This window comes from Kitasatospora mediocidica KCTC 9733 (assembly GCF_000744225.1).
GTDB lineage: Bacteria > Actinomycetota > Actinomycetes > Streptomycetales > Streptomycetaceae > Kitasatospora > Kitasatospora mediocidica.
In genome coordinates, this window is the sequence record NZ_JQLN01000004.1 from 331033 (window position 1) to 351178 (window position 20146).

The 20146-nt window shown below is 71.6% G+C and carries 16 protein-coding genes; 7 read left to right on the forward strand and 9 right to left on the reverse strand.

The window, feature by feature from the left end; genetic code table 11:
* Positions 1-212 precede the first annotated feature (212 nt).
* Positions 213-6767, forward strand: coding sequence for an RHS repeat-associated core domain-containing protein (locus BS80_RS43495; RefSeq protein ID WP_157536099.1), 6555 nt, complete (start codon positions 213-215; stop codon positions 6765-6767).
* Positions 6764-7081, forward strand: coding sequence for a hypothetical protein (locus BS80_RS09295; RefSeq protein WP_035795383.1), 318 nt, complete (start codon positions 6764-6766; stop codon positions 7079-7081). The genes BS80_RS43495 and BS80_RS09295 overlap by 4 nt, the downstream gene beginning before the upstream one ends.
* 123 nt (positions 7082-7204) lie before the next feature.
* Here BS80_RS09295 and BS80_RS09300 read toward each other — a convergent pair whose 3' ends face one another.
* Entirely contained in the window at positions 7205-7837 is a 633-nt protein-coding gene (locus tag BS80_RS09300; protein ID WP_035795386.1) for a GNAT family N-acetyltransferase, read from the reverse strand.
* Positions 7838-7961: 124 nt separating this feature from the next.
* Here BS80_RS09300 and BS80_RS09305 point away from each other — a divergent pair, with 124 nt between their 5' ends.
* Entirely contained in the window at positions 7962-8525 is a 564-nt protein-coding gene (locus BS80_RS09305; RefSeq protein ID WP_035795389.1) for a DUF4291 domain-containing protein, read from the forward strand.
* A gap of 21 nt (positions 8526-8546) precedes the next feature.
* On the opposite strand, the gene BS80_RS40520 is transcribed toward BS80_RS09305, so the two are convergent.
* Positions 8547-9539 carry a GNAT family N-acetyltransferase gene (locus BS80_RS40520; RefSeq protein WP_035795392.1) on the reverse strand — a complete coding sequence of 331 codons (993 nt, stop codon included), beginning with the start codon at positions 9537-9539 and terminating at the stop codon, positions 8547-8549.
* A gap of 110 nt (positions 9540-9649) precedes the next feature.
* On the reverse strand, positions 9650-10249 hold the full coding sequence (locus BS80_RS09315; RefSeq protein WP_035795395.1) for a helix-turn-helix domain-containing protein: 600 nt from the start codon (positions 10247-10249) through the stop codon (positions 9650-9652).
* A gap of 78 nt (positions 10250-10327) precedes the next feature.
* Between BS80_RS09315 and BS80_RS09320 the strand changes: the two genes are divergently transcribed.
* A complete protein-coding gene (locus BS80_RS09320; protein WP_035795397.1) occupies positions 10328-11293 on the forward strand; it encodes a class I SAM-dependent methyltransferase in 966 nt (321 codons plus the stop codon).
* Positions 11294-11304: 11 nt separating this feature from the next.
* Here the strand turns inward: BS80_RS09320 and BS80_RS09325 are convergent, their stop codons facing one another.
* The 3 genes from BS80_RS09325 to BS80_RS09335 form a co-directional block, all read right to left on the reverse strand.
* Positions 11305-11685: a hypothetical protein gene (locus BS80_RS09325; RefSeq protein WP_035795398.1), complete on the reverse strand. Its 381-nt coding sequence runs from the start codon at positions 11683-11685 to the stop codon at positions 11305-11307.
* Positions 11686-11786: 101 nt separating this feature from the next.
* Positions 11787-13433, reverse strand: coding sequence for an AMP-binding protein (locus tag BS80_RS09330; RefSeq protein WP_035795400.1), 1647 nt, complete (start codon positions 13431-13433; stop codon positions 11787-11789).
* A gap of 81 nt (positions 13434-13514) precedes the next feature.
* Positions 13515-14381, reverse strand: a complete 867-nt coding sequence (locus BS80_RS09335) for an Fpg/Nei family DNA glycosylase (RefSeq protein WP_035795402.1) — start codon at positions 14379-14381, stop codon at positions 13515-13517.
* An 85-nt stretch (positions 14382-14466) separates the two neighbouring features.
* Here BS80_RS09335 and BS80_RS09340 point away from each other — a divergent pair, with 85 nt between their 5' ends.
* The 3 genes from BS80_RS09340 (at position 14467) to BS80_RS09350 (ending at position 16731) form a co-directional block, all read left to right on the forward strand.
* Complete coding sequence (locus tag BS80_RS09340) at positions 14467-15378, forward strand: glutaminase (protein WP_035795404.1); 912 nt, start codon at positions 14467-14469, stop codon at positions 15376-15378.
* A gap of 140 nt (positions 15379-15518) precedes the next feature.
* Positions 15519-16187, forward strand: coding sequence for a hypothetical protein (locus BS80_RS09345; protein WP_035795406.1), 669 nt, complete (start codon positions 15519-15521; stop codon positions 16185-16187).
* A gap of 97 nt (positions 16188-16284) precedes the next feature.
* Positions 16285-16731 (forward strand): SRPBCC family protein, encoded by a 447-nt coding sequence (locus BS80_RS09350; RefSeq protein ID WP_035795408.1) that lies wholly within the window; start codon positions 16285-16287, stop codon positions 16729-16731.
* A gap of 36 nt (positions 16732-16767) precedes the next feature.
* Here the strand turns inward: BS80_RS09350 and BS80_RS09355 are convergent, their stop codons facing one another.
* The 3 genes from BS80_RS09355 to BS80_RS09365 all read right to left on the reverse strand — a co-directional run bounded on the left by BS80_RS09355 (position 16768) and on the right by BS80_RS09365 (position 20073).
* Positions 16768-17820, reverse strand: a complete 1053-nt coding sequence (locus tag BS80_RS09355) for an alpha/beta fold hydrolase (protein WP_035795411.1) — start codon at positions 17818-17820, stop codon at positions 16768-16770.
* A 13-nt stretch (positions 17821-17833) separates the two neighbouring features.
* Positions 17834-19096 carry an esterase/lipase family protein gene (locus BS80_RS09360; RefSeq protein WP_035795414.1) on the reverse strand — a complete coding sequence of 421 codons (1263 nt, stop codon included), beginning with the start codon at positions 19094-19096 and terminating at the stop codon, positions 17834-17836.
* A 131-nt stretch (positions 19097-19227) separates the two neighbouring features.
* The gene (locus BS80_RS09365) at positions 19228-20073 is read right to left on the reverse strand and encodes an SAM-dependent methyltransferase (protein WP_035797087.1); all 846 of its coding nucleotides are present in this window, start codon (positions 20071-20073) and stop codon (positions 19228-19230) included.
* Between the last annotated feature and the right edge of the window lie 73 nt (positions 20074-20146).

Here is a 20146-nt window from a genome sequence, read left to right on the forward strand (position 1 = left end):
ACATCTTATTCTGATGAATAGTTAGGTAACGAATTGAGTTCGCATGACGGTCCAGCTGGCGCCGTTCGCGCGATAAACCCTAAAGTCGCCTCGATCATGGCACCTCTTGTGTGCTTGTGAATGACATTGCATCAGATATCGGGGAGTTGTCCGTGAGGGCACAGCGCGACGAAGCGCAATTCAGACCAGGGTCGGGCGGCAGAAAGCGGTGGGTGGGACTCACCGGAATCGCAGCCGTACTGATATCGCTGGTGGCGGCACCGCCCGCCGAAGGACTGGCGGCGCACCTGCCGCACGGGCGGGTCTGGTCCCCGCCCGGCACACCGCTGAACGCGGGTCAGAAATCGGTCAAGGGTCAGAACCTGACTCCCGGTCGTCCGAAGGCACCGGCCTTCCCGGTCCCCGGGGACTGGAAGCCCTCGGCCGTCCCACTGGTCGCCGGCTCGCAGACGGTCCGACTGACCGGTGACGCCGTTCAGGCCGGCCAGCTGCCCGTCAAGGTCGCCGGGACCGCCGACCACTCCGCACAGTCGGTGCGGGTCGACGTCACCGCAGCGAACCAGGGCACGGCCGCCGGCGTCAGCGGACCGATCGTCGCCCTGACCGACCCGGCGGGCACGGCGGGCATGGCGGGCACGGTGGGTGACCATGTGAAGGTGGCCCTGGACCTCAAGGCCCTGCAGGCCGCGGGCTGGGCGGACCGGGCGCGCCTGGTCGCGCTGCCGGCCTGTGCGCTGACCACGCCGGACCTGGCTCAGTGTCGTCGGCAGACTCCGGTGGCCTCCTCCGTGGACCCGCGGAGCGACGTACTGACCGCCGAGGTCACACTGCCGGCCTCGTCGGCGCCGAACACCACCGCCGCCTCGCTGCCGGCCGGCAGCGGCCCGCACGTCGTGCAGGCCGGTCTCGTCCAGGCCGCCGCCAGTGCCGCCGCACCCATGGTGCTGGCTGCCGCGCCGTCCTCCGACGGCGCGATGGGCGGATACTCCGCCACGCAGCTGTCCCCCTCGACGGCCTGGAGCGCCGGTTCCAACATCGGGGACTTCACCTACGCCTACCCGATCCAGACGCCTCCGGCGCTGGACGGTACCGGCCCGACGGTCTCGCTCTCCTACGACTCCTCGGTCGTCGACGGCAAGACCTCGGCGCAGAACGCGCAGGCCTCCTGGGTCGGCGAGGGCTGGGACTACCAGCCCGGGTTCATCGAGCGGTCGTACCAGGGCTGCGACAAGGACGGCGTCACCGGTTCTGCGGACCGTTGCTGGGCCGGCCAGAACGCCACTCTCAGCCTCGGTGGCCACTCCGGTGCCCTGGTGCACGACGATGCGACCGGTGCGTGGCACCTGCAGGGCGATGACGGCTCCAAGGTCGAGCAGCTGACCGGCGCCGCGAACGAGGCTCACAACGGCGAGTTCTGGCGGGTGACCACCTCGGACGGAGTGCAGTACTACTTCGGCCAGAACCACCTGCCCGGCGGCAGCCACAGCGACCCGGCCACCAACTCGGTCGCCTACGAGCCGGTCTACTCGCCCAAGAGCGGCGACGACTGCTACAACTCGTCCACCGGCACGGCCTCCTACTGCCAGGAGGGCTGGCGCTGGAACCTCGACTACGTCGTGGACCCGCACCAGAACCTGACCAGCTACAGCTACCAGCAGGACGTCAACTACTACAACCGCGGCGGCGGCCAGAACAGCGGGAACGGCACGCCGACCGCGTACGTCCGCTCCACCGAGGTCAGCACGATCTCCTACGGTCAGCGCCTGCCCGAGCAGCTCACCGCGGGTGGCACCCTGAAGCCGGCCGCGCAGGTCGTTTTCACCACCGCCGAGCGCTGCACCCCCTCCGGCTCGGTCACCTGCACCACCGCGCAGCGCGTCAAGGCCAACCAGACCAACTGGCCGGACTCACCCCTCGACCAGGCCTGCGCCTCGTCGGGCGCCTGCACCGTCGACAACCCGACCTTCTGGTCGCCGCTGATGCTCTCCCAGATCAGCACCCAGGTCCTGGTCGGCACCTCGTACACCACCGTCGACTCGTGGACGCTCAAGCACACGTTCCCCGACCCGGGCGACGGCACCAAGCCCGCCCTGTGGCTCTCCTCGATCCAACGCACCGGCACCGACGGCCAGCCGGCCGTCTCGCTGCCCGCGGTGACCTTCACCGCGCGCGAGTTGGCGAACCGGGTGGACGGCCTGACGCCGGCCGAACCGGCGTTCTACCGTCCGCGCATCCAGCAGATCAGCACGGAGACCGGCGAACAGATCAACGTGGTCTACGCCGCGGCCGAGTGCTCGCGGGTCGCCAACCACATGCCGTCCTCCGAGGACGCCAACACCATGGCCTGCATGCCGGTCAAGTGGTACCTCCCGGGCTCCAGCTCGCCCGATCCGGTCAGTGACTGGTTCAACAAGACCCTGGTCAGCACCGTCACCGAACAGGACGGGGTGATCGGCACGACGCCGACCAAGACCACCAGCTACGCCTACGGCGGCGGCGCCGCCTGGCACCGCGACGACAGCGACGTCACCGACCCCAAGACCCGTAGCTGGGACGAGTTCCGCGGCTACCAGACGGTCACCACGACCATCGGCACCGGCAACGCGGGTGAGGCACCCAAGACCCAGAAGGTCGCCACCTACCTGCGCGGCATGAACGGGGACCACCAGGCGGACGGCACCACGAAGAGCGTCACCGTCTCCTTCGTCCCCTACCCGGGCGCGACAGCGGTGACCCGCGCGGACGACAGCTGGCTCACCGGCAGTGTGCTCGGCAGCCAGGGCTTCGACCAGGCCGGCGGCTCGATCCTCACCGCCTCGGCCACCGTGCCCTCCGGCGAGGTGGTCACGGCGACCCACAAGCAGTCCGGCGGTATGCCCGACCTGGTCGCCCGCTACGGCAGCACCAGCGCCACCGCCACCACCTCGCAGCGCCTCTCCGGCGGCTCCTGGCGTACGGTCACCACGGTCTCGACCTCCGACGCCACGCACGCGAACCGCCCGGTGTCGGTGGACGACAAGGGCGACGGCACCGCCGCCGCACCGGAGATCTGCACCACGACCAGCTACGCGGTCGGCAGCAACCCGATGATGCTGACCCTGGCATCCGGCAAGCGCAGCATCGCGGGGGCGTGCGGGACCACCCCGAGCGCGTCCAACACCGTCTCCGACACCCGGACCCTCTTCGACGGCCAGCCGTTCGGCCAGGCCGGGGCGGTCGCGGACGCGACCGGCACGCAAAGCCTCTCCTCGTACGACGGCGGCGGCAACGCGCAGTACACCACCCTGAGCACCACCACCTTCGACTCCTACGGCCGGACGGTCACGACCGCCGGCGCGGACGGCGTGGTGTCCAGGACCGACCCGCAGCCGGCGACCGGCACCATCCCGACCCAGGTCAAGCTCACCGGTCCGATGGGCGCCTCCTGGGCCACCACCGCGACCTTCGATCCCGGCCGCGGTCTCCCGCTGGTCTCCACGGACGCCAACGGGCGCGCCACCACGCGGCAGTACGACGGTCTCGGCCGCGTCACGGCGGTGTGGAACCCGGACCGGGCGACCAACCTGTCGCCCGACCAGAAGTACTCCTACGCCGTGAACGGCACCACCGCCCCGTCGGTGGTCACCTCACAGGTCATCCGTGAGGACGGCAGCTACTCGACCAGGACCGAGCTGTACGACGGTCTCGGCCGCACCCGGCAGACCCAGACCACCACGCCCAGCGGCAGCGGCGGGCGTCTGATCACCGACAGCACGTACGACTCGCACGGCTGGCCGATCAAGACCTCGGCCCCGTACTACGACAGCGCCAACCTGCCCGGCAGCGCGATCTTCTCGGTGCCGGACTCGCAGGTGCCCGCGCAGACCTGGGTGACCTACGACGGCCTCGGCCGGGCGGTCTCCAGCGCGTTCATGTCCTACGCCCAGCAGCAGTGGGCCACCATCACCGCCTACCCGGGCGCCGACCGCACGGACACGACGCCCGCGCAGGGCGGCACGCCCACCAGCACGCTCACCGACGCGCGCGGCCGCACCACCCAGCTGTGGCAGTACCGCGTCGGCTCGGCCACCGGCACCTCCTCGGACGCCGATGTCACGAACTACGCGTACACCGCCGCGGGCCAGCCGCTGAGCCGGACCGACGCAGCGGGCAACACCTGGTCCTACACCTACGACCTGCGCGGCCGGCAGACCTCGGCCACCGACCCGGACACCGGGACAACCAGCTCCACCTACGACGTCGACTCCCGGGTGGCCACCACCACCGACTCCCGCAACAACACGCTCGCCTACAGCTACGACGTCCTGGGCCGTAAGACCGGGATGTACACGGGCAGCGTCGCCCCGGCGAACCAGCTCGTGGGCTGGACCTACGACACCCTCGCCAAGGGTCAGCCGACCGCCTCGACCCGCTACGTGGGCGGCGCCACCGGCGCGGCGTACACCCAGGCGGTCACCGGCTACGACGCCATGTACCGCGCGCTCGGCAGCAGCGTCACGATCCCCTCCTCCGAGGGCGCGCTGGCCGGCACCTACACCACCAGCAACACCTACACCCCGGTGCTGGGTTCGCTGGACCACACCATCCTGCCCGCGATGGGCGGGCTTCCCGCCGAGGAGGTCGACTACCTCTACAGCAACACCGGCTCGCTGATCGCCTCGGGCGGCAACAACAGCCTGGTCACCGACGTCCAGTACGACGCGCTGGGCCGGGCGACCCGTACCACCGTGGGCGACTACGGCACCCAGGTGGTCTCCACCCAGCAGTACGACTGGGCGACCGGACACGTCGTCAACTCCTTCCTGGACCGCCAGACCGGCACCACCTCGCTGGACCAGACCGGCTACACCTACAACCCGGCCGGCCGCGTCACCTCGGTCACCGACCTGCAGAACGCCTCGGCGACCGACACCCAGTGCTACACGTACGACTACCTGGGCCGGCTCACCACCGCCTGGACCGACACCGCCGGCACGACCACCAAGCCGGCGCCCTCCGTCCCCGGCATCGGCACCTGCAACAACGCCACCGGCCCGGGCAGCACGGCGGGCAAGCCCACCGTGGGCGGCCCGGCACCGTACTGGCAGAGCTACAGCTACGACGCGAGCGGCAACCGAACCGGCCTGGTGCAGCACGACGTCACCGGCAACACCGCCAATGACTCCACCACCACCCAGACCTTCGGCACGGGCGCCAACCCCGCCCAGGGCACCACCGGCGGCCCGCACGGGCTGCTGACGTCCTCGACAAAGTCCGCGAGCGGCACCGCCGGCAGCACCTACACCTACGACGCCGGGGGCAACACCACCGGCGTCACCGACGCCACCGGCACCACCACCCTGACCTGGAACGGCGAGGACAGGCTGGCCTCGACCGCCAAGCCGGGATCGGCGACCTCCTACCTCTACGACGCCGACGGCAAGCAGCTCATCCGCCGCGACCCGGGCCGGACCACGGTCAGCCTGGGCGCCGACGAACTCACCCTGAACACCGCCGACAACTCGCTGACCGACGTGCGCTACTACGGTTCGCCCGGCGGCATCACGATCACCCGGGTCACCACCCCCACCGGCGGCGGCCAGCTCGTCTACCAGGCCGCCGACCCGCACGGCACCGGCAGCGTCCAGATCACCACGGACGCCTCGCAGAGCGTCACCCGGCGACCGACCGACCCGTTCGGCAACGCCCGCGGCACCCAGCCCGGCGCAGGCGCCTGGGCCGGCGACAAGGGATTCATCGGCGGCACCGCGGACGTCGCCACCGGCCTGACCAACATCGGTGCCCGTGAGTACGACCCGGTCCACGGCCGATTCCTCAGCCCGGACCCGCTCATCAACCCCACCGACCCCCAGCAGTGGAACCCGTACGCCTACAGCACCAACGATCCGGTCAACCTCAGCGACCCCAGCGGACTGATCCCCCTCGGCCCAACCGACGGCGGCACCAGCGAGGACTACCAGTGGTCCCTCGGGCGCACCGACCAGGGGTCCTCGGTCTACCAGGCGGGAAGCCAGTACGTCAGTGACCCGGCCGGCGGCTGGGCCTGGAAGGACGTCAGGCACGTCGGCGGCTACGCCGGAATCCCGACCGGCACCATTACCCAGTACATTCCGTCGACGCGCGGATACGAGTCCGGCGAATATCGCGGCACCGTTCTCCAGGCCCACCACGACAGCGTCGACAAGTGGTTCGCCAAACACCCCGGGCTGACGCAGTGGCTCACCAATGACGTCAACACGCTGGCCACCGTCCTCGTCACGCACCTGGAGGTCCCGGAAGCCGACGCCAGACCGGCGGCGGGCGCCGCGACGGCCGCCAGGTCCGCGTCCTCGGAGGCGGACAAGTACCTCTACAACATGGTGGACAATCCGGGTCCGCTGGCGGAGATATCCGAGTCCGCGACCGCCGCTTTCGCGGGTGGACGATACAATGTCCGTGTTCTCACGCAGGACACGATTCTCTATCGGGGCGGCGTCGGCGGTCCCGGCAAGGAGTTCGGCAGCTGGTACACCGCCGAGCCCCCGGCATCGGTGGCCAACGTGAGAATCGACACCGCGGTGAAGCCGCACTGGTTCGACCTCAGCGGAGGCTGGACCGGCAGTTCACCGATCGACACGGTGTACTCGATCAAGTTCCCCGCCGGGACCGAGATCTTCGAAGGTCCCGTGGCAAACCAGGGAGGCGTCTACGTGGGCGGAGTCCAGCAGATCTTCATTCAGAACTCCTGGAACAAGGGCACGATCATCGGATCGACGAGTCTGGGATGAGCGAGGACGCCTTCAAGGCGCGCCGACTGCGGGCGCGCGAGATCGTCGACACCCTTGTCCAGATCGTTCTCGGTGAGGGCCCCAGAGAGATCGGTGCCTACCACAAGCTCCGAGTAGTCCGGCTTGCCCTGGCTTACGAGCAGTCAACTGATGCCGAGGCGCTGCGAGATGCGGCAGAGGTACTTCGCGAGGCGACGTACGGGCGTGGTGGTCTCAGTGACTTCTACGTCTCCAGAAGCGACAGGACAGAAATGATCGAGGCCAACGAGGAGTTCGAGCGCCTCAAAAAGGCCCTGTGGGCAGAGCTCGAATAGCACACTTCCGCACGACGTCGGCCTCCACTCCCCTCAGGGGCCGTGGAGGCCGACGCGTTTCACGGACAGCCGGAGGCAGGCTGCAGAGCCGGAAATTCCAACTACCCTCCGCAGCAAGATCGTTCAGAGAGCGACGGGCCGGTGGATATAGCCGGTGAGGGGGGCGATGACCTTCCAGTCGAGCGTCTCGTAGAGCGCCCGGCCCTGAAGGGTCGCGCCCAGGAGGCCGGTCTCCACCTCGTTGTCGACGGCCGCGTTGGTGAGCGTGTCCATCACGAGTGTCCCGAGGCCGAGGCGCTGGTGGGCCTGCTCGGTGGAGATCTGGTCGAACACGCCTGCGGCGCCGGTCAGCGCAAGCTGCCCGCGCGCGGCGAGCTCCCCGCCGGCGGTCAGGACCCGGACGTAGGTGACGGCGTCGGCGGTCTCGGTGATGACGGTGTAGCCGTCGGGCGGGCGCACGGCGGACGGCCGCAGGTCGACGCCCATCAGGAAGCCGGGTTCGGTCGGATGCCACCCGGAGCCGAACCACGGCTCCATGACGTCCGGTTCGAGAAACGCCTTGACCCAGGTGGCCGGCTCGGTGATCGAGTCGACGAGCCCGCGGGCGACCTCGGCATCGGCGTCCCGCAGGACGTGGCGGACCCTCTGGGCCGGCTGACCGACCGCGATACGCAGTCCCCACGGCACGTCCACCGGCTTGGGTGTCCGGCGTGAGACGGTCCAGCCCTCGACCCACGTGCGCGCGATCTCCAGCATCCGGCCACCCCTTCGAGCAATGAGTAATGGTTGATATCCCTCTGTGGATATTACACATCCACGCGACAAGAGGGCACCGGAAATCCGCTGGTCGTGAGCGTCGCGGACCGGCACAGTGGGGCCGGTGACGCAGCTACGTGAGATCCGTGCCGACTACGATGCCGCCGGCATCGTGCTCTACCAGGCCTACGCACCGGCGATCGCCGGGCCTGCCGTGGCCGCGAACCGGTTCGTCGCGCCGTTCTCGCGCGGTCGGATGACCTGGATCAAGCCGTCCTTCCGCTGGTTGATGCACCGCAGCAACTGGGGCCAGAAGCCGGGCCAGACATGCGTCCTGGCCGTGCGGATCAGCCGGGCCGGGTGGGAACAGGCGCTGGCCCGGGCCGTTCCGACAACCGCTGACCCAGCGGCCGTGGAGCGGGCCGCCGTGCACGTCCAGTGGGACCCGGAGCGCTCGCTCTCGGGTGCGGCCCTCAACCACTACAGCATCCAGGTCGGCGTCGGCCGCGGCCTGATCGACGCCTTCGCGGACGAGTGGACGATCTCGATCACCGACCTCACCCCGCGCGTCCGCAGGATCGCCGAGCTGGTCCGCTCCGGCCGCGCCTCGCAGGCCGCCCGGCTCCTCCCGCCGGAACGGCCTTACCCGCTGAATCCCTCACTGGCACGGGAGTTGGCGATCGGCTGAGCCCAGAGCCCAGTGTCGCCGTCAGCCCTGCGCGCCGTCGTCGTCGCTCAAGGTGAGGCCCGCGATCCGCCAGCCGGCCGACGTCCGCACCAGCTGGGTACCCGCCGTCCCGCCACCGGTGAACGGAGTGCCGCGCAGGACACCGGACTTGGCGAAGCGGACGAGTCGCAGCGCGAGGTCGCCGGACACCAGCGTGCTCCGGGTCGTCTCCCATTCCCTGAAGTCGGTCAACTCGCCATCGGTGAGCAACTTCTGTCGAGGCGTCAGGAATTCCTCCAGGGACTCGACCCGCACCGGGGCGGGATCCGCGGCGCGGGTCACGATGACGGCACCCGGGACGAACGAGGCCTCCAGCGCGCCCAGATCGACCACCCGGCCGTCGGCGTTGGTGAAGGCGTCGAAGAACTCCGCGCCCAGGGCGTCGATCTGGTCCTCGTCCGAAACAGCGCCCACCGAACCACCCGTGCCGCCTGCGCCGTCCGCGACCCGTCGGCCGAGCCACTCCTCGGCGCCGATCGACCAGATCTCCCTGGAGTACTCGCCGGAGTCGTCCGCCTCCTGGAAGGTCAGGCCGAGACGGCGGGCGGTGCTGATGCTGCGGACGTTGGCAGCCCGGGTGTCCCAGATGATCTGGCGCACCCCCCGCTCGCGGAAGGCCCAGTCGATCAGCAGCCCGGCCGCCCGGGTGACCAGCCCGCGCCCCTCGGCCGCGGGCTCCAGCCAGCACCCGACCTCGGCGACGCCCGTCGCGTTCTCGATCGAGACGAACATGACGCCGCCGACCAGGACTTCGTCCAGCCAGATGCCGTGGATTCCGGCGCCCGTCCGTCCCTGCGCGTCCCAGTAGCGGCGCAGCACGGCCTCGGCGGACTCCAGGTCCTTGGCGACGAAGCTGCGGCCGACCCAAGGGGCGATGTGGGTGCGGCAGCGGTCGAGGTTGGCGAGGAACTCCGCGGCCCGCCAGGGCTCCAGCGGGGCGAGCCGCGCTCCCGGGCCGAGGGGGCGTGCGTACATGCGGACTCCAGTGGTTCTCGGTGGCGCGTCGGGGATCGGGGCGGGGACCAGGGCACCGTACACCTGCGGGACGGCTGCGCCGCGGGCGCCGCCCGCGGGGTGCCGGACCGTCAGGCGCGGGGCTTCGCGGAGGGCTTCGCGCGGACGTGCATCCGCTCACCCTGGCGCCCGAAGAGGCTGAGGATCTCGACGGGCCGCCCGTCCGCGCTGCTGAACCAGTGCGGCAGCCGGGTGTCGAACTCGGCGGCCTCACCGGCGCCGAGCTCCAGATCGTGTTCGGCGAGGACGAGGCGCAGGCGTCCGCCCAGCACGTACAGCCACTCGTAGCCCTCGTGGGTCCGGAGTTCCGGCTCGGTACCCCGGTCGTTGATGATCATCTTGTAGGCCTGAAGCGGGCCCGGCCCCCGGGTCAACGGGACGGCGGTCCCGCCGTTCGTCAGCGCGCGCGGCGTCAGCCGCACCCGGGGATCCCCCACCGCCGGGGCTCCGACCAGGTCGTCCAGGGGCACCTGGTAGACGTCGGCGAGAGGCAGCAGCAGCTCAAGGGTCGGACGGCGCTGCCCCGACTCCAGGCGGGAGAGGGTGCTCTTGGAGATGCCGGTCGCCTCGGAGAGCGCGGCCAGGGTGAGGCCGCGCTTGTCGCGCAGGCGGCGCAGCCGGGGGGCCACCTCGTCGAGGACCGCCTGGTAGGGAGGAGATGGGGTGTCCATCCGGGTATTCCACACCACTGTCCCGGAATCAGCAACGGAAGTTGCCACGCTCGCTCGGCGGGGGGCACGCTTCCCCCCATGAGCGCACACAACCACTCCGGACACGGTCACAGCCACGGCGACAGCCACGGGCAGCACGACACCGAGATCGACTGGGAGGACATGGCCGCCCACCTGGAGCGCAACGGCGAACTCCAGCTGCCGGCCCTCAACCGCATGGCGACCCACCTGAGCGGCCTGCTCGGCGCCGACGGGAGTGGGCAGACGGTCCGCCGCCGCATCCTCGACATCGGCAGCGGGCCGGGCGTGATGACCTGCGTCCTCGCCGAGGCCTTCCCGGACGCCGAGGTGGTCGCGGTGGACGGCGCACCCGGGCTGCTGGACCACGCCCTGGCCCGCGCCGAGCGGCTCGGTCTCGGCGGCCGGGTGACCACCCGGCACGCACAGCTGCCCGAGGGACTGACCAGCGGCGGCGAGCACGGCGAAAGCGGCGGCGGCGAGCCCGGCCTCGGCACGGCGGACCTGATCTGGAGCAGCAAGGCCGTCCACCACCTCGGCGACCAGCAGGCCACCCTGACCGCGCTGGCCGGCCTGCTCAGGCCCGGCGGAATCCTCGCCGTCGCGGAGGGCGGGCTGCCGACGCGCTTCCTGCCGCGCGACATCGGCATCGGCAGGCCCGGCCTCCAGGCCCGGCTGGATGTGGTCCAGGAGCAGTGGTTCGAGACCATGCGCACCGAACTGCCCGGCAGCAAGCCCGAGATCGAGGACTGGCCCGCCATGCTCACCCGCGCCGGGCTCACCGACGCCGGCAGCCACACCGTCCTCCTCGACCTGCCCGCACCCCTGGACGACACCGCCCGCGCCTTCCTGTTCGATCAGCTGGCCCGGGTACGCGACCGGATGGCCGACCCCCTGGACGCCGAGGACCGCAGGACCCTCGACATCCTGGTGGACCCCGAGGCCCCGGAGGGCATCCTGAACCGGCCCGACGCCTTCCTGCTCACCGCGAGCACGGTCTTCACGGGCGTGCGCCCGCCGCGCTGACCTGCTGGTTCCTACTCCTTCGGACCGAACAGCGTGGACTTGTAGACGGCGTCGGCGATCCCGAGCTGACCCCCCGAGGCGATGACCCGGTTCAGCGCGGCCACGGCCGCGAGGGGGTTCAGGGCGGCGCGGCGGAACTCGGGCCCCTGGAACAGTGCGACGATCTTCAGGCACTGACCCCGGGCCAGGTCGTTCAGTCCCTCGAACGCCTTGGCGTTCCCGGAGTCGGCGCGGCCCCCGGCCGCGGCAGGGCCCGCCGCAGCGCGGCCCGCCCCGGCTCGTCCGCCGTCCGGTCCCGCACCGCCGGGCCCTGCGACGCGGGCGCCGCCGGTCCGCGCCCGCGATCGGGCCGCCGCTCTCCACCGTGCATCTGCCGGTCCCTCCCCACTCACCGCCGCTCCACGCGGGGCCGGCGAGCAGATGTGACCACCGTGGCGGCTCCTCCACAACGACCGAAAGGGCAGCCGACGGTGCAGCATCCCGGGTGCGGCCGCTACCTCGCCCGTTCCGCTTCCCGGTCCGCCAGCAGCCGGACCGCCTCCTCCCGCATCTCCACCTTGCGGATCTTGCCCGTGACGGTCATCGGGAACGCATCCACCAGGTGCACGTAGCGCGGGATCTTGTAGTGCGCCAACTTGCCGTCGCAGAAGGCGCGCAGGGCCTCGGCCGTCAGCTCGGGCGCGCCGGGGCGCAGCCGGATCCAGGCCATCAGCTCCTCGCCGTACTTCTCGTCGGGCACGCCGATCACCTGGGCGTCCAGGATGTCGGGGTGGCGGTAGAGGAACTCCTCGATCTCGCGCGGGTAGACGTTCTCGCCGCCGCGGATCACCATGTCCTTGATCCGGCCGGTGATGGCCAGGAAGCCGTCCGCGTCCATCACGGCGAGGTCGCCGGTGTGCATCCAGCCGTCAGCGTCCACCGCCTCGGCCGTCCGCTCCGGCTCGTCCCAGTAGCCGAGCATCACCGAGTAGCCACGGGTGCACAACTCGCCCGCGGCGCCGCGTGGGAGGGTCTCGCCGGTGGACGGGTGGACCACCTTGACCTCCAGGTGCGGACCGACCCGGCCGACGGTGGAGACCCGGTGCTCGAAGGAGTCGTCGGTGCGGGTCTGGGTGGAGACCGGCGAGGTCTCGGTCATGCCGTAGCAGATCGACACGTCGCGCATGCCCATCCGCTCGATCACCTGCTTCATCACCTCGCTCGGGCAGGGCGAACCGGCCATGATCCCGGTGCGCAGCGAGGAGAGGTCGTGCTCGGCGAAGGACGGGTCGTTGAGCTCGGCGATGAACATCGTCGGGACGCCGTAGAGCGAGGTGCAGCGCTCGGCGGCCACCGCCGCCAGCGTCGCCGCGGGGTCGAAGGACGGCGCCGGGATCACCATGCAGGCGCCGTGCGAGGTGGCCCCGAGGTTGCCCATCACCATGCCGAAGCAGTGGTAGAAGGGCACCGGGATGCAGATCCGGTCCTGCTCGGTGTACTCGCACAACTCGCCGACGAAGTACCCGTTGTTGAGGATGTTGCGGTGCGAGAGGGTGGCTCCCTTGGGGAACCCGGTGGTGCCCGAGGTGTACTGGATGTTGATCGGGTCGTCGGGGCTCAACCCGGCGCCGACGAGCGCGGGTTGGGCGGGGTCGCCGGCCCGTCCGGCGGTCAGCAGGGCGTCCCAGGATGCCTCGCCGATCAGCAGCACGTCGCGCAGCTCGGGGCAGTCGGGGCGGGCCTGCGCGAGCATGCCCGCGTAGTCGGAGGTTTTGTAGGCGGGCATCGCCACCACTGTGCGAACGCCGGCCTGACGCAGGACGTAGACCAACTCGTGGGTGCGGTAACCCGGGTTGATGCTGACCAGGACGGCGCCGATCCGGGCGGTGGCGTACTGCAGCAGCACCCACTCCGCGCAGTTCGGTGACCAGATCCCGACCCGGTCCCCGGTGCCGACGCCCAGCGCCAGCAGCCCGCGGGCCACCACGTCCACGTCCTCGACGAGCCGGCCGTACGTCCAGCGCCGTCCGGTCGGCAGGTCGACGAGCGCCTCGCGCTCGGCGAAGGCGGCGGCGGTGCGGTCGAGGTTGGCGCCGATGGTCTCGGTCAGCAGCGGCGTGCCGGTGGCTCCGCGGGCATGGCTCAGGTCGGCGACGGGCACGGTTCACTCCTGCGGAGGGTCGGGGACGGCTGCGGGGGCGATACCCACGCGGACGACCTTCCATGCCCGGCTTGGGGAGCTCTACTTCAGGAGGCGGGAGAGGCGACGGTCGGCGAGGGGTTTGCCACCGGTCTGGCATGTCGGACAGTACTGCAGCGCGGAGTCGGCGAAGGAGACTTCGCGGATCACGTCCCCGCAGACCGGGCACGGCTGCCCGGCCCTGCCGTGCACCCGCAGGCCGGTCTTCTTCTCGGCCTTCAACTCACCGGCGGCCAGGCCCCGGGAGCGCTCCACGGCGTCCCGCAGGGTGGCGCCGATCGCCTCGTAGAGGGTGGCGGTCTCGGCGGCGGTGAGCTTGGCGGCGATCTTGTACGGCGAGAGCCGGGCGGCGTGCAGCACCTCGTCCGAGTAGGCGTTGCCGATCCCGGCGATAGTGGCCTGGTCACGCAGGACGCCCTTGATCCGGCGCCGCTCGCCGCTCAGCAGCCCGGCGAAGAGCTCCTCGGTGAACCCCGGGTCGAGCGGGTCCGGGCCGAGCCGGGCGATGCCGGGGACCTCGGCCGGATCGCCGACGCAGTACACGGCCAGGCCCTTGTGGGTGCCGGCCTCGGTGAGGTCGAAGCCGGTGCCGGGAGGGTCGGCGAGGCAGAGTCGCAGCGCGAGCGGGCCCTTGCCGGGGTGCGGCGGCTCGGGCGGCAGGTTCTCCCGCCAGCGCAGCCAGCCGGCCCGGGCCAGGTGGACGACCAGGTACGGCCCGCCGGTGCCGATCACCAGGAACTTGCCGCGCCGGCCGACCTCCGTGACCGTGCGGCCCTCCAGGTCCTCCAGCGGCGGCCGGTAGGTCTTGAGCGCGTTGATCGCCACCGGGTACACCCGGCCGATCGCGCGCCCGACGAGCCGTTCGGTCAGGAAGGCGCTGAGCGCTTCGACTTCGGGCAGCTCCGGCACGTCACCATTGTGCCGCGCCCCGGGCGGCGGCGCAGGGCGGCCGGGGCGCTCTCCCGGTGCCGCGCCACGCATGCAGAATGATCGTATGAACTACCAGCGTGAAGTGCGGCGTGCCGCCGATGCCGCCCTGCCCGTGCTCGGCACCGGGCGGGTCGCGGACTACATCCCGGCCCTCGCCGAGGTCGACCCGGCCTCGTTCGGCCTCGCGCTGGCGACCGTCGACGGCGCGGTGTACGGCGCCGGGGACTGGGAGCAGCCGTTCTCGGTGCAGAGCATCTCCAAGCTCTTCACCCTCGCGCTCGCCCTGGCCACCGGCGGCGAGACGGTCTGGCACCGGGTCGGCCGCGAGCCCTCCGGCACCCCGTTCAACTCGCTGGTCCAGCTGGAGAGCGAGAACGGGATCCCGCGCAACCCCTTCCTCAACTCCGGCGCGATCGTGGTCACCGACCGGCTCCTCACGCTGACCGGAGACGCCGGACGGACCGTGCGCGACTTCCTGCGCGCCGAGTCCGGCAACCCGCTGCTGGACACCGACTCCGCGGTGGCCGCCTCCGAGGCCGCGCACGGCCACCGCAACGCCGCCCTGGCCCACTTCATCGCGAGCTACGGCAACCTGGAGAACCCCGTCGAGGAGGTGCTGAGCAACTACTACGCGCACTGCGCCCTCACCGCCAGCTGCCGGGACCTCGCGCTGACCGGCCTCTTCCTGGCGCGCCACGGGCTGCGCGCGGACGGCAGCCGACTGCTCTCGCGCAGTGACGCCAAGCGGGTCAACGCCGTCCTGCTGACCTGCGGGACGTACGACGCGGCCGGCGAGTTCGCCTACCGGGTCGGCCTGCCGGGCAAGAGCGGGGTCGGCGGCGGCATCCTGACCATCGTGCCCGGCCGGGGCGCGCTCTGCGCCTGGGGCCCGGCGCTGGACCGCGCCGGGAACTCGGTGGGCGCGGTCGCGGCCCTGGACGCCTTCACCACCGCCACCGGCTGGTCGATCTTCTGATCCCCCAGACCTCCGTCATGCCCGGCCGCGCCCCACGCGGCCGCGCGACACGTCGCGGCGACCGCCTCGGCGCCCCCGGGTTGCGTCTACGCTGAACCGCGTCAGCCCGTCCGCACGGCGGCCACAGGAGGCGCAAGCCGATGTCCCCGACGCCACGCGAGGTACTGCAGAGCATCCGGCGGGAGTTCGCGCCGGCCGACGGCTCGAACCGGCTCATCGCGCCGATCGAGCAGGGCACCGCGCCGCTGGCCGTGCTCGGCGAACTCGCCGCGCAGCAGCACCACGTCATCACCAGCGACCGGCGCAGCTTCCTGCTGCTGGCCACCCGCTGCTCGGACTCCCCCGTCGGCGGCTATTTCAGCCGGCTGGCCGACGGCGAGTCCCGGGCGCTCACCGCACTGGCGGCCTTCACGGCCGGCTGCGGACGGGAGGCGGCGACCGGCCCCGGGCACGAGCCGCTGGCCGGCTGCCAGACCTACCCCAACTACCTGGCCTGGCTGGCCCTGAACGGCGACCCGATCGCGGTGGTGCTCGCACTGAGCGCCAACTTCGCCGACTGGGGCACGTCCTGTGCGATCACCGCGCGCGCCCTGCGACGCCGCTACGGCTTCAGCGACGCCTCCTGCGCGTTCTTCGACTTCTTCGCCGTGCCGGCCCCCGAACTGGAGGACGAGGCGCTCTCGGTGATCACCGCCGGCGGCCTCACGCCGGAGCGGATCGCCCTGGGCCGGCGCTACGCACGGTTGCTCCAGCACTACGAGCTGCTGTTCTGGAACACCCTCGCCGACCAGGTCCCCGGCCTGGCCTGAACCGCCGGCCGCCGTCTCTGGTTGCCCACCGCACCGCCGAGGGCGCACGCTGGAATGGTCGGCGGGGACCCAGCAAGCTGAGAAGGCGAGGCGCCGGATGAGCAGGCTCGAAGAGCAGATCGATGTGGACGTGCCGATACAGGTGGCCTGGGAGCAGTTGCACCGCGTCCAGGACTACCCGCGCTTCGTCGACGGCGTGCTGCACGCCCACACCCACGGCGGCAGCCGGGCCCACCTCGACATCGAGGTGGAGGGCACCGAGCGGGCGTTCGAGACCGAGATCACCGACCGGGGCCAGAACCAGGTCATGACCTGGCAGACCATGGACAGCGCCCACCTGAAGGGCACCTTCGCCCTGCTCCCGCTCGACGCCGGGAGCACCCGGGTGCAGATCCGCGTCGAGTACGAGCCGGACGCCGTCCGCGAGGCCTTCGGCGGGCCGCACGGCTTCGCCCAGGTCAGCGCGATCGAACGCACCGTGCGTGCCGACCTGGAGCAGTTCAAGCAGCTGGTCGAGGAGGAACGACCGATGCCGGGCGGCTGACGCCTCCCGTTCACACCTCCCGTTCACGGCTGCGCTTCACCGCCCGCTGCGCAGCACCGCCGTCAGCTCGGCCACGAACTCCTGCGGGCACTCCAGGTGCGGGCTGTGGCCGACGCCCTCGAAGACGACCTCCCGGACGCTGCCGCCGGCCGCCGCGTAGCGGTCCAGGATGGCGCGGGTCTGGGACACCATCGGCTGGGCCGGGCAGGCGTGTGAGCCGGGCCAGCCGGGGACAGCGCCCAGGGCGCCGAGGTGGGCCAGGTCGAAGAGCGAGGTGTCCGAGACGATGACGTCCTCGGCGCCGCGCACCCACAGCACCGGCGGCTTGGCCTGCGCCGCCTCCAGGTCGTCGATCCGGAAGTGCGTCGGGGCCAGGCAGTTGAGGACGCCGCGGTCCCCGGGGGCGATGCCGGGCCAGGCCTGCGAGGTGCGCGAGTCGCCCGGGTAGTGGTCGTCGCCGATCCGGGTGGAGAGCATCGCGCCGACGTAGTCGTCGACCGCCGCCGGGTCCAACGTCCGCTTGACGTAGCAGGCTTCGAGCACGGCGCGCGGAGCCAGCGGGGAGTCGGCGGCGCGCTCACCGGCGGCCAGCAGACGGACGAACTCCGGATTGGCGGTGCCTGCGCCGGAGCCCGCGCCGTCCGGGTGGTTCAGCCGGCCGTCGATGCCGTGGGTGCCGCCGAAGCCGTACGGCGAGACGGGGTTGACCAGGGTCACCGACCGCAGCCGCGGCGCGTGGTCGCGCAGCTGCCGCAGCGCCACGCCGCCGCCCAGGCTCCAGCCGACCAGGTGCACCCGGTCCAGCCCGAGGGCGTCCAGGAGCGCGCTGAGGTCGTCGCTGTAGTCGCTCAGCCCACGGGTGGCGTCCACCGGCAGCGGGTCGCTGTCGCCGAAGCCGCGCAGGTCGGGGGCGATCGGGCGGTATCCAGCGGGCAGGTCGACCACGGTCCGGTGCCAGAACGGCGCGGCGGAGACGTTGCCGTGCAGGAGGAGTACCGGCTCACCTTCGGAACTTCCTTTCCTCTCAAGGATGTTGACGGTCAGTCTGGAGGTCGCCACGCGCCGCGCGGCAAGGGTGGGACGCTGCATGACGGGCACCCTCTCAGTTGCCGAGCCAGCTGTCGATCTGGGCGGCGACCGCGCCGTTCCAGCCGAGTTCGAGGTGGTTGGCGGCGGCGACCAGGGCGGTGCCGGCGACATCGCCGATCCCGGCGGTGTCCAGCGCGCTGGAGACGAAGACCACGCCGTCGCTCGGGCCACGGTCCTCGTTGAAGATGCCGACGATGTTCGGCGTCCCGCCGGCCAGCAGGAAGGTCGGAATCGAGGCGGGCACCCCGGCCTTCTGCAGCGGCGCGACCAACGAGCCCGCGTTGATGGCGGCTTGGATACCGGTGCCGTAGGTGTAGAGGCCCTGGCCGCCGTAGTACGTGGTGTACCAGTCCTGTTGGGTCTGGTCGACGCCGTAGCTGCCGTCCCAGCGGGCCAGCATCTGCCGCTGGCCCGGGTAGTCGTCGTGGCCCGAGGTGGGCGTGAAGGCGAACTCCGGGTGGGCGGTGTAGGCGCCGTAGCAGGTCATGTCCAGATGCGGGGAGGGCGCGTTGACGGTGCCGCCGCACTCCGGCCAGATGCTGAAGTCGTGGGCCCAGCCGTGCGCGTAGGGGTAGTCGTAGCCGCCGTTGGGGCCACCGAGGGTGACCAGCCGGCGGACGTCGCCCGCGTAGCCGCGCCCCCAGGAGGGCTTGAGCGAGGAGACGTACGCCCGGGCGGACATCTCCCCCTTGCTCCAGCCCACCAGGTCGACCTGCGGGACGCCGAGCTTGGCCCGGATCAACGCCACCGCGTCGCCGACCTCCTGGGCCTGCATCAGGTTGTCGCCCTGCTTCTGTGCGAAGCCGATCGCGAAGACCCGGTAGCCGCGGCCCGAAAGGTACTGCATCAGACCGGTGTCGGGGCAGCTGAGCGCGCCGCAGCCGTAGCCGCCGGACTCACCCGGATCGGCCCAGGCCCGGTCCGGATTGTCGTTGGCGCCGTGCACCAGCAGGATCGGGACCTGATGCGCGCCGCTGTTCCAGCCGGGCGCGGAGTAGAGCAGGAAGCGGCCGGAGAAGGGCTCCCGCACTCCGCCGAAGAAGGTCAGCCGCTGGCCGTCCTGGTCGCCGCGGCCGTCCGGCGGGTACTGCTCCTGCTGGTAGCCCGTGGTGGTGTCGAGGTAACGCTCCACGTGGTCCCAGCCGTTGGCGACCGAGCCGTAGCTCGCCTCCAGTTTCAGGTAGGCCGGCGCCGAGGCCGAGGCGGGCAGCGCCCCGGCGAACGCCGTCACCAACGACAGCAGTACTGCGAGAATCCAGCCGCCTCGTGCCCGCACCGCGCGTCAACTCCCCTGGTCTGCGGGGCCGGGAGCGGCCCGGGCGACACCCTAGGGGCAGCGGGCGGCCCCACCCATGTGGGCGGGCCACAGCTGCGGGCGACCACTGTGTGGGCCACACCCCTGGTCGCTCAGCCCTGCTCCGCCCCCACCCGCTCGGCGGTGACGAATCGGGCCTGCGGGGAGACGTAGTCCGGACGGCCGTACGAGGCGGCGGCCTCCGCCCGGTCGTGCCGGACGGCCTGCCAGCCGTCGCGGGCCAGCCAGTCGACCGGGTCCTCGTCCAGACCGCCGCGCCACAGGGCGGCCACCGCCGCCAGCTCGGGCGCCACCTGGTCCTGGCCGCGCAGCTCGCGGTCCCGGCGGCCGGCGCCGTGCGTGAGCGCCAACCGACTGCCCGGGGCCGACAGTTCGCCGACGACCGTGAGCAGCCGGGCGGCGTCGGCCGCGTCCAGGTAGATCAGCAGCCCCTCGATCAGCCAGACCGAGCGGGCCGCCGGGTCGAAGCCCGCGCCGGTCAGCACCGCGGCCCAGTCCTCGCGCAGGTCGGCGACCAGCGAGCTGCGCCGGCAGGCGGGGACGGCGCCCTGCTCGGCCAGCACCCGCTCCTTGAACGCCGAGATCTCGGGCAGGTCGATCTCGAATAAGCTCACCCCGTCCGGCCAGGGCAGCCGGAAGGCCCGGGTGTCCAGACCCGCGGCCGGCACCACCACCTGCGTGCAGCCCTCGGCTGTGGCCCGCAGCAGGTAGTCGTCGAAGAAACGGGTGCGCACCACCAGGTGGCGGGCCATCGCGACCAGCCCGGGCGCCACCTCGCCGGGCTTGGGCTCGGCCGGCTCGCCGTACGCGGCGGTGACGAAGGCGGCGGCGTACGGGTCGTCGAAGAGCCGGTCGGGGCGCCGGCTCTCGATCGCCCGGGCCCGCGCCACACCGAGCGCCGTGTGGCCAACGCCCTCAGGAATTCCATGGGTTGTCATGCTGCGCATGCTACGACGGCCGACGCCGCCCAGGTCGGGTGACCTGGGCGGCGTCGGCCGTCATGCGGGTGCT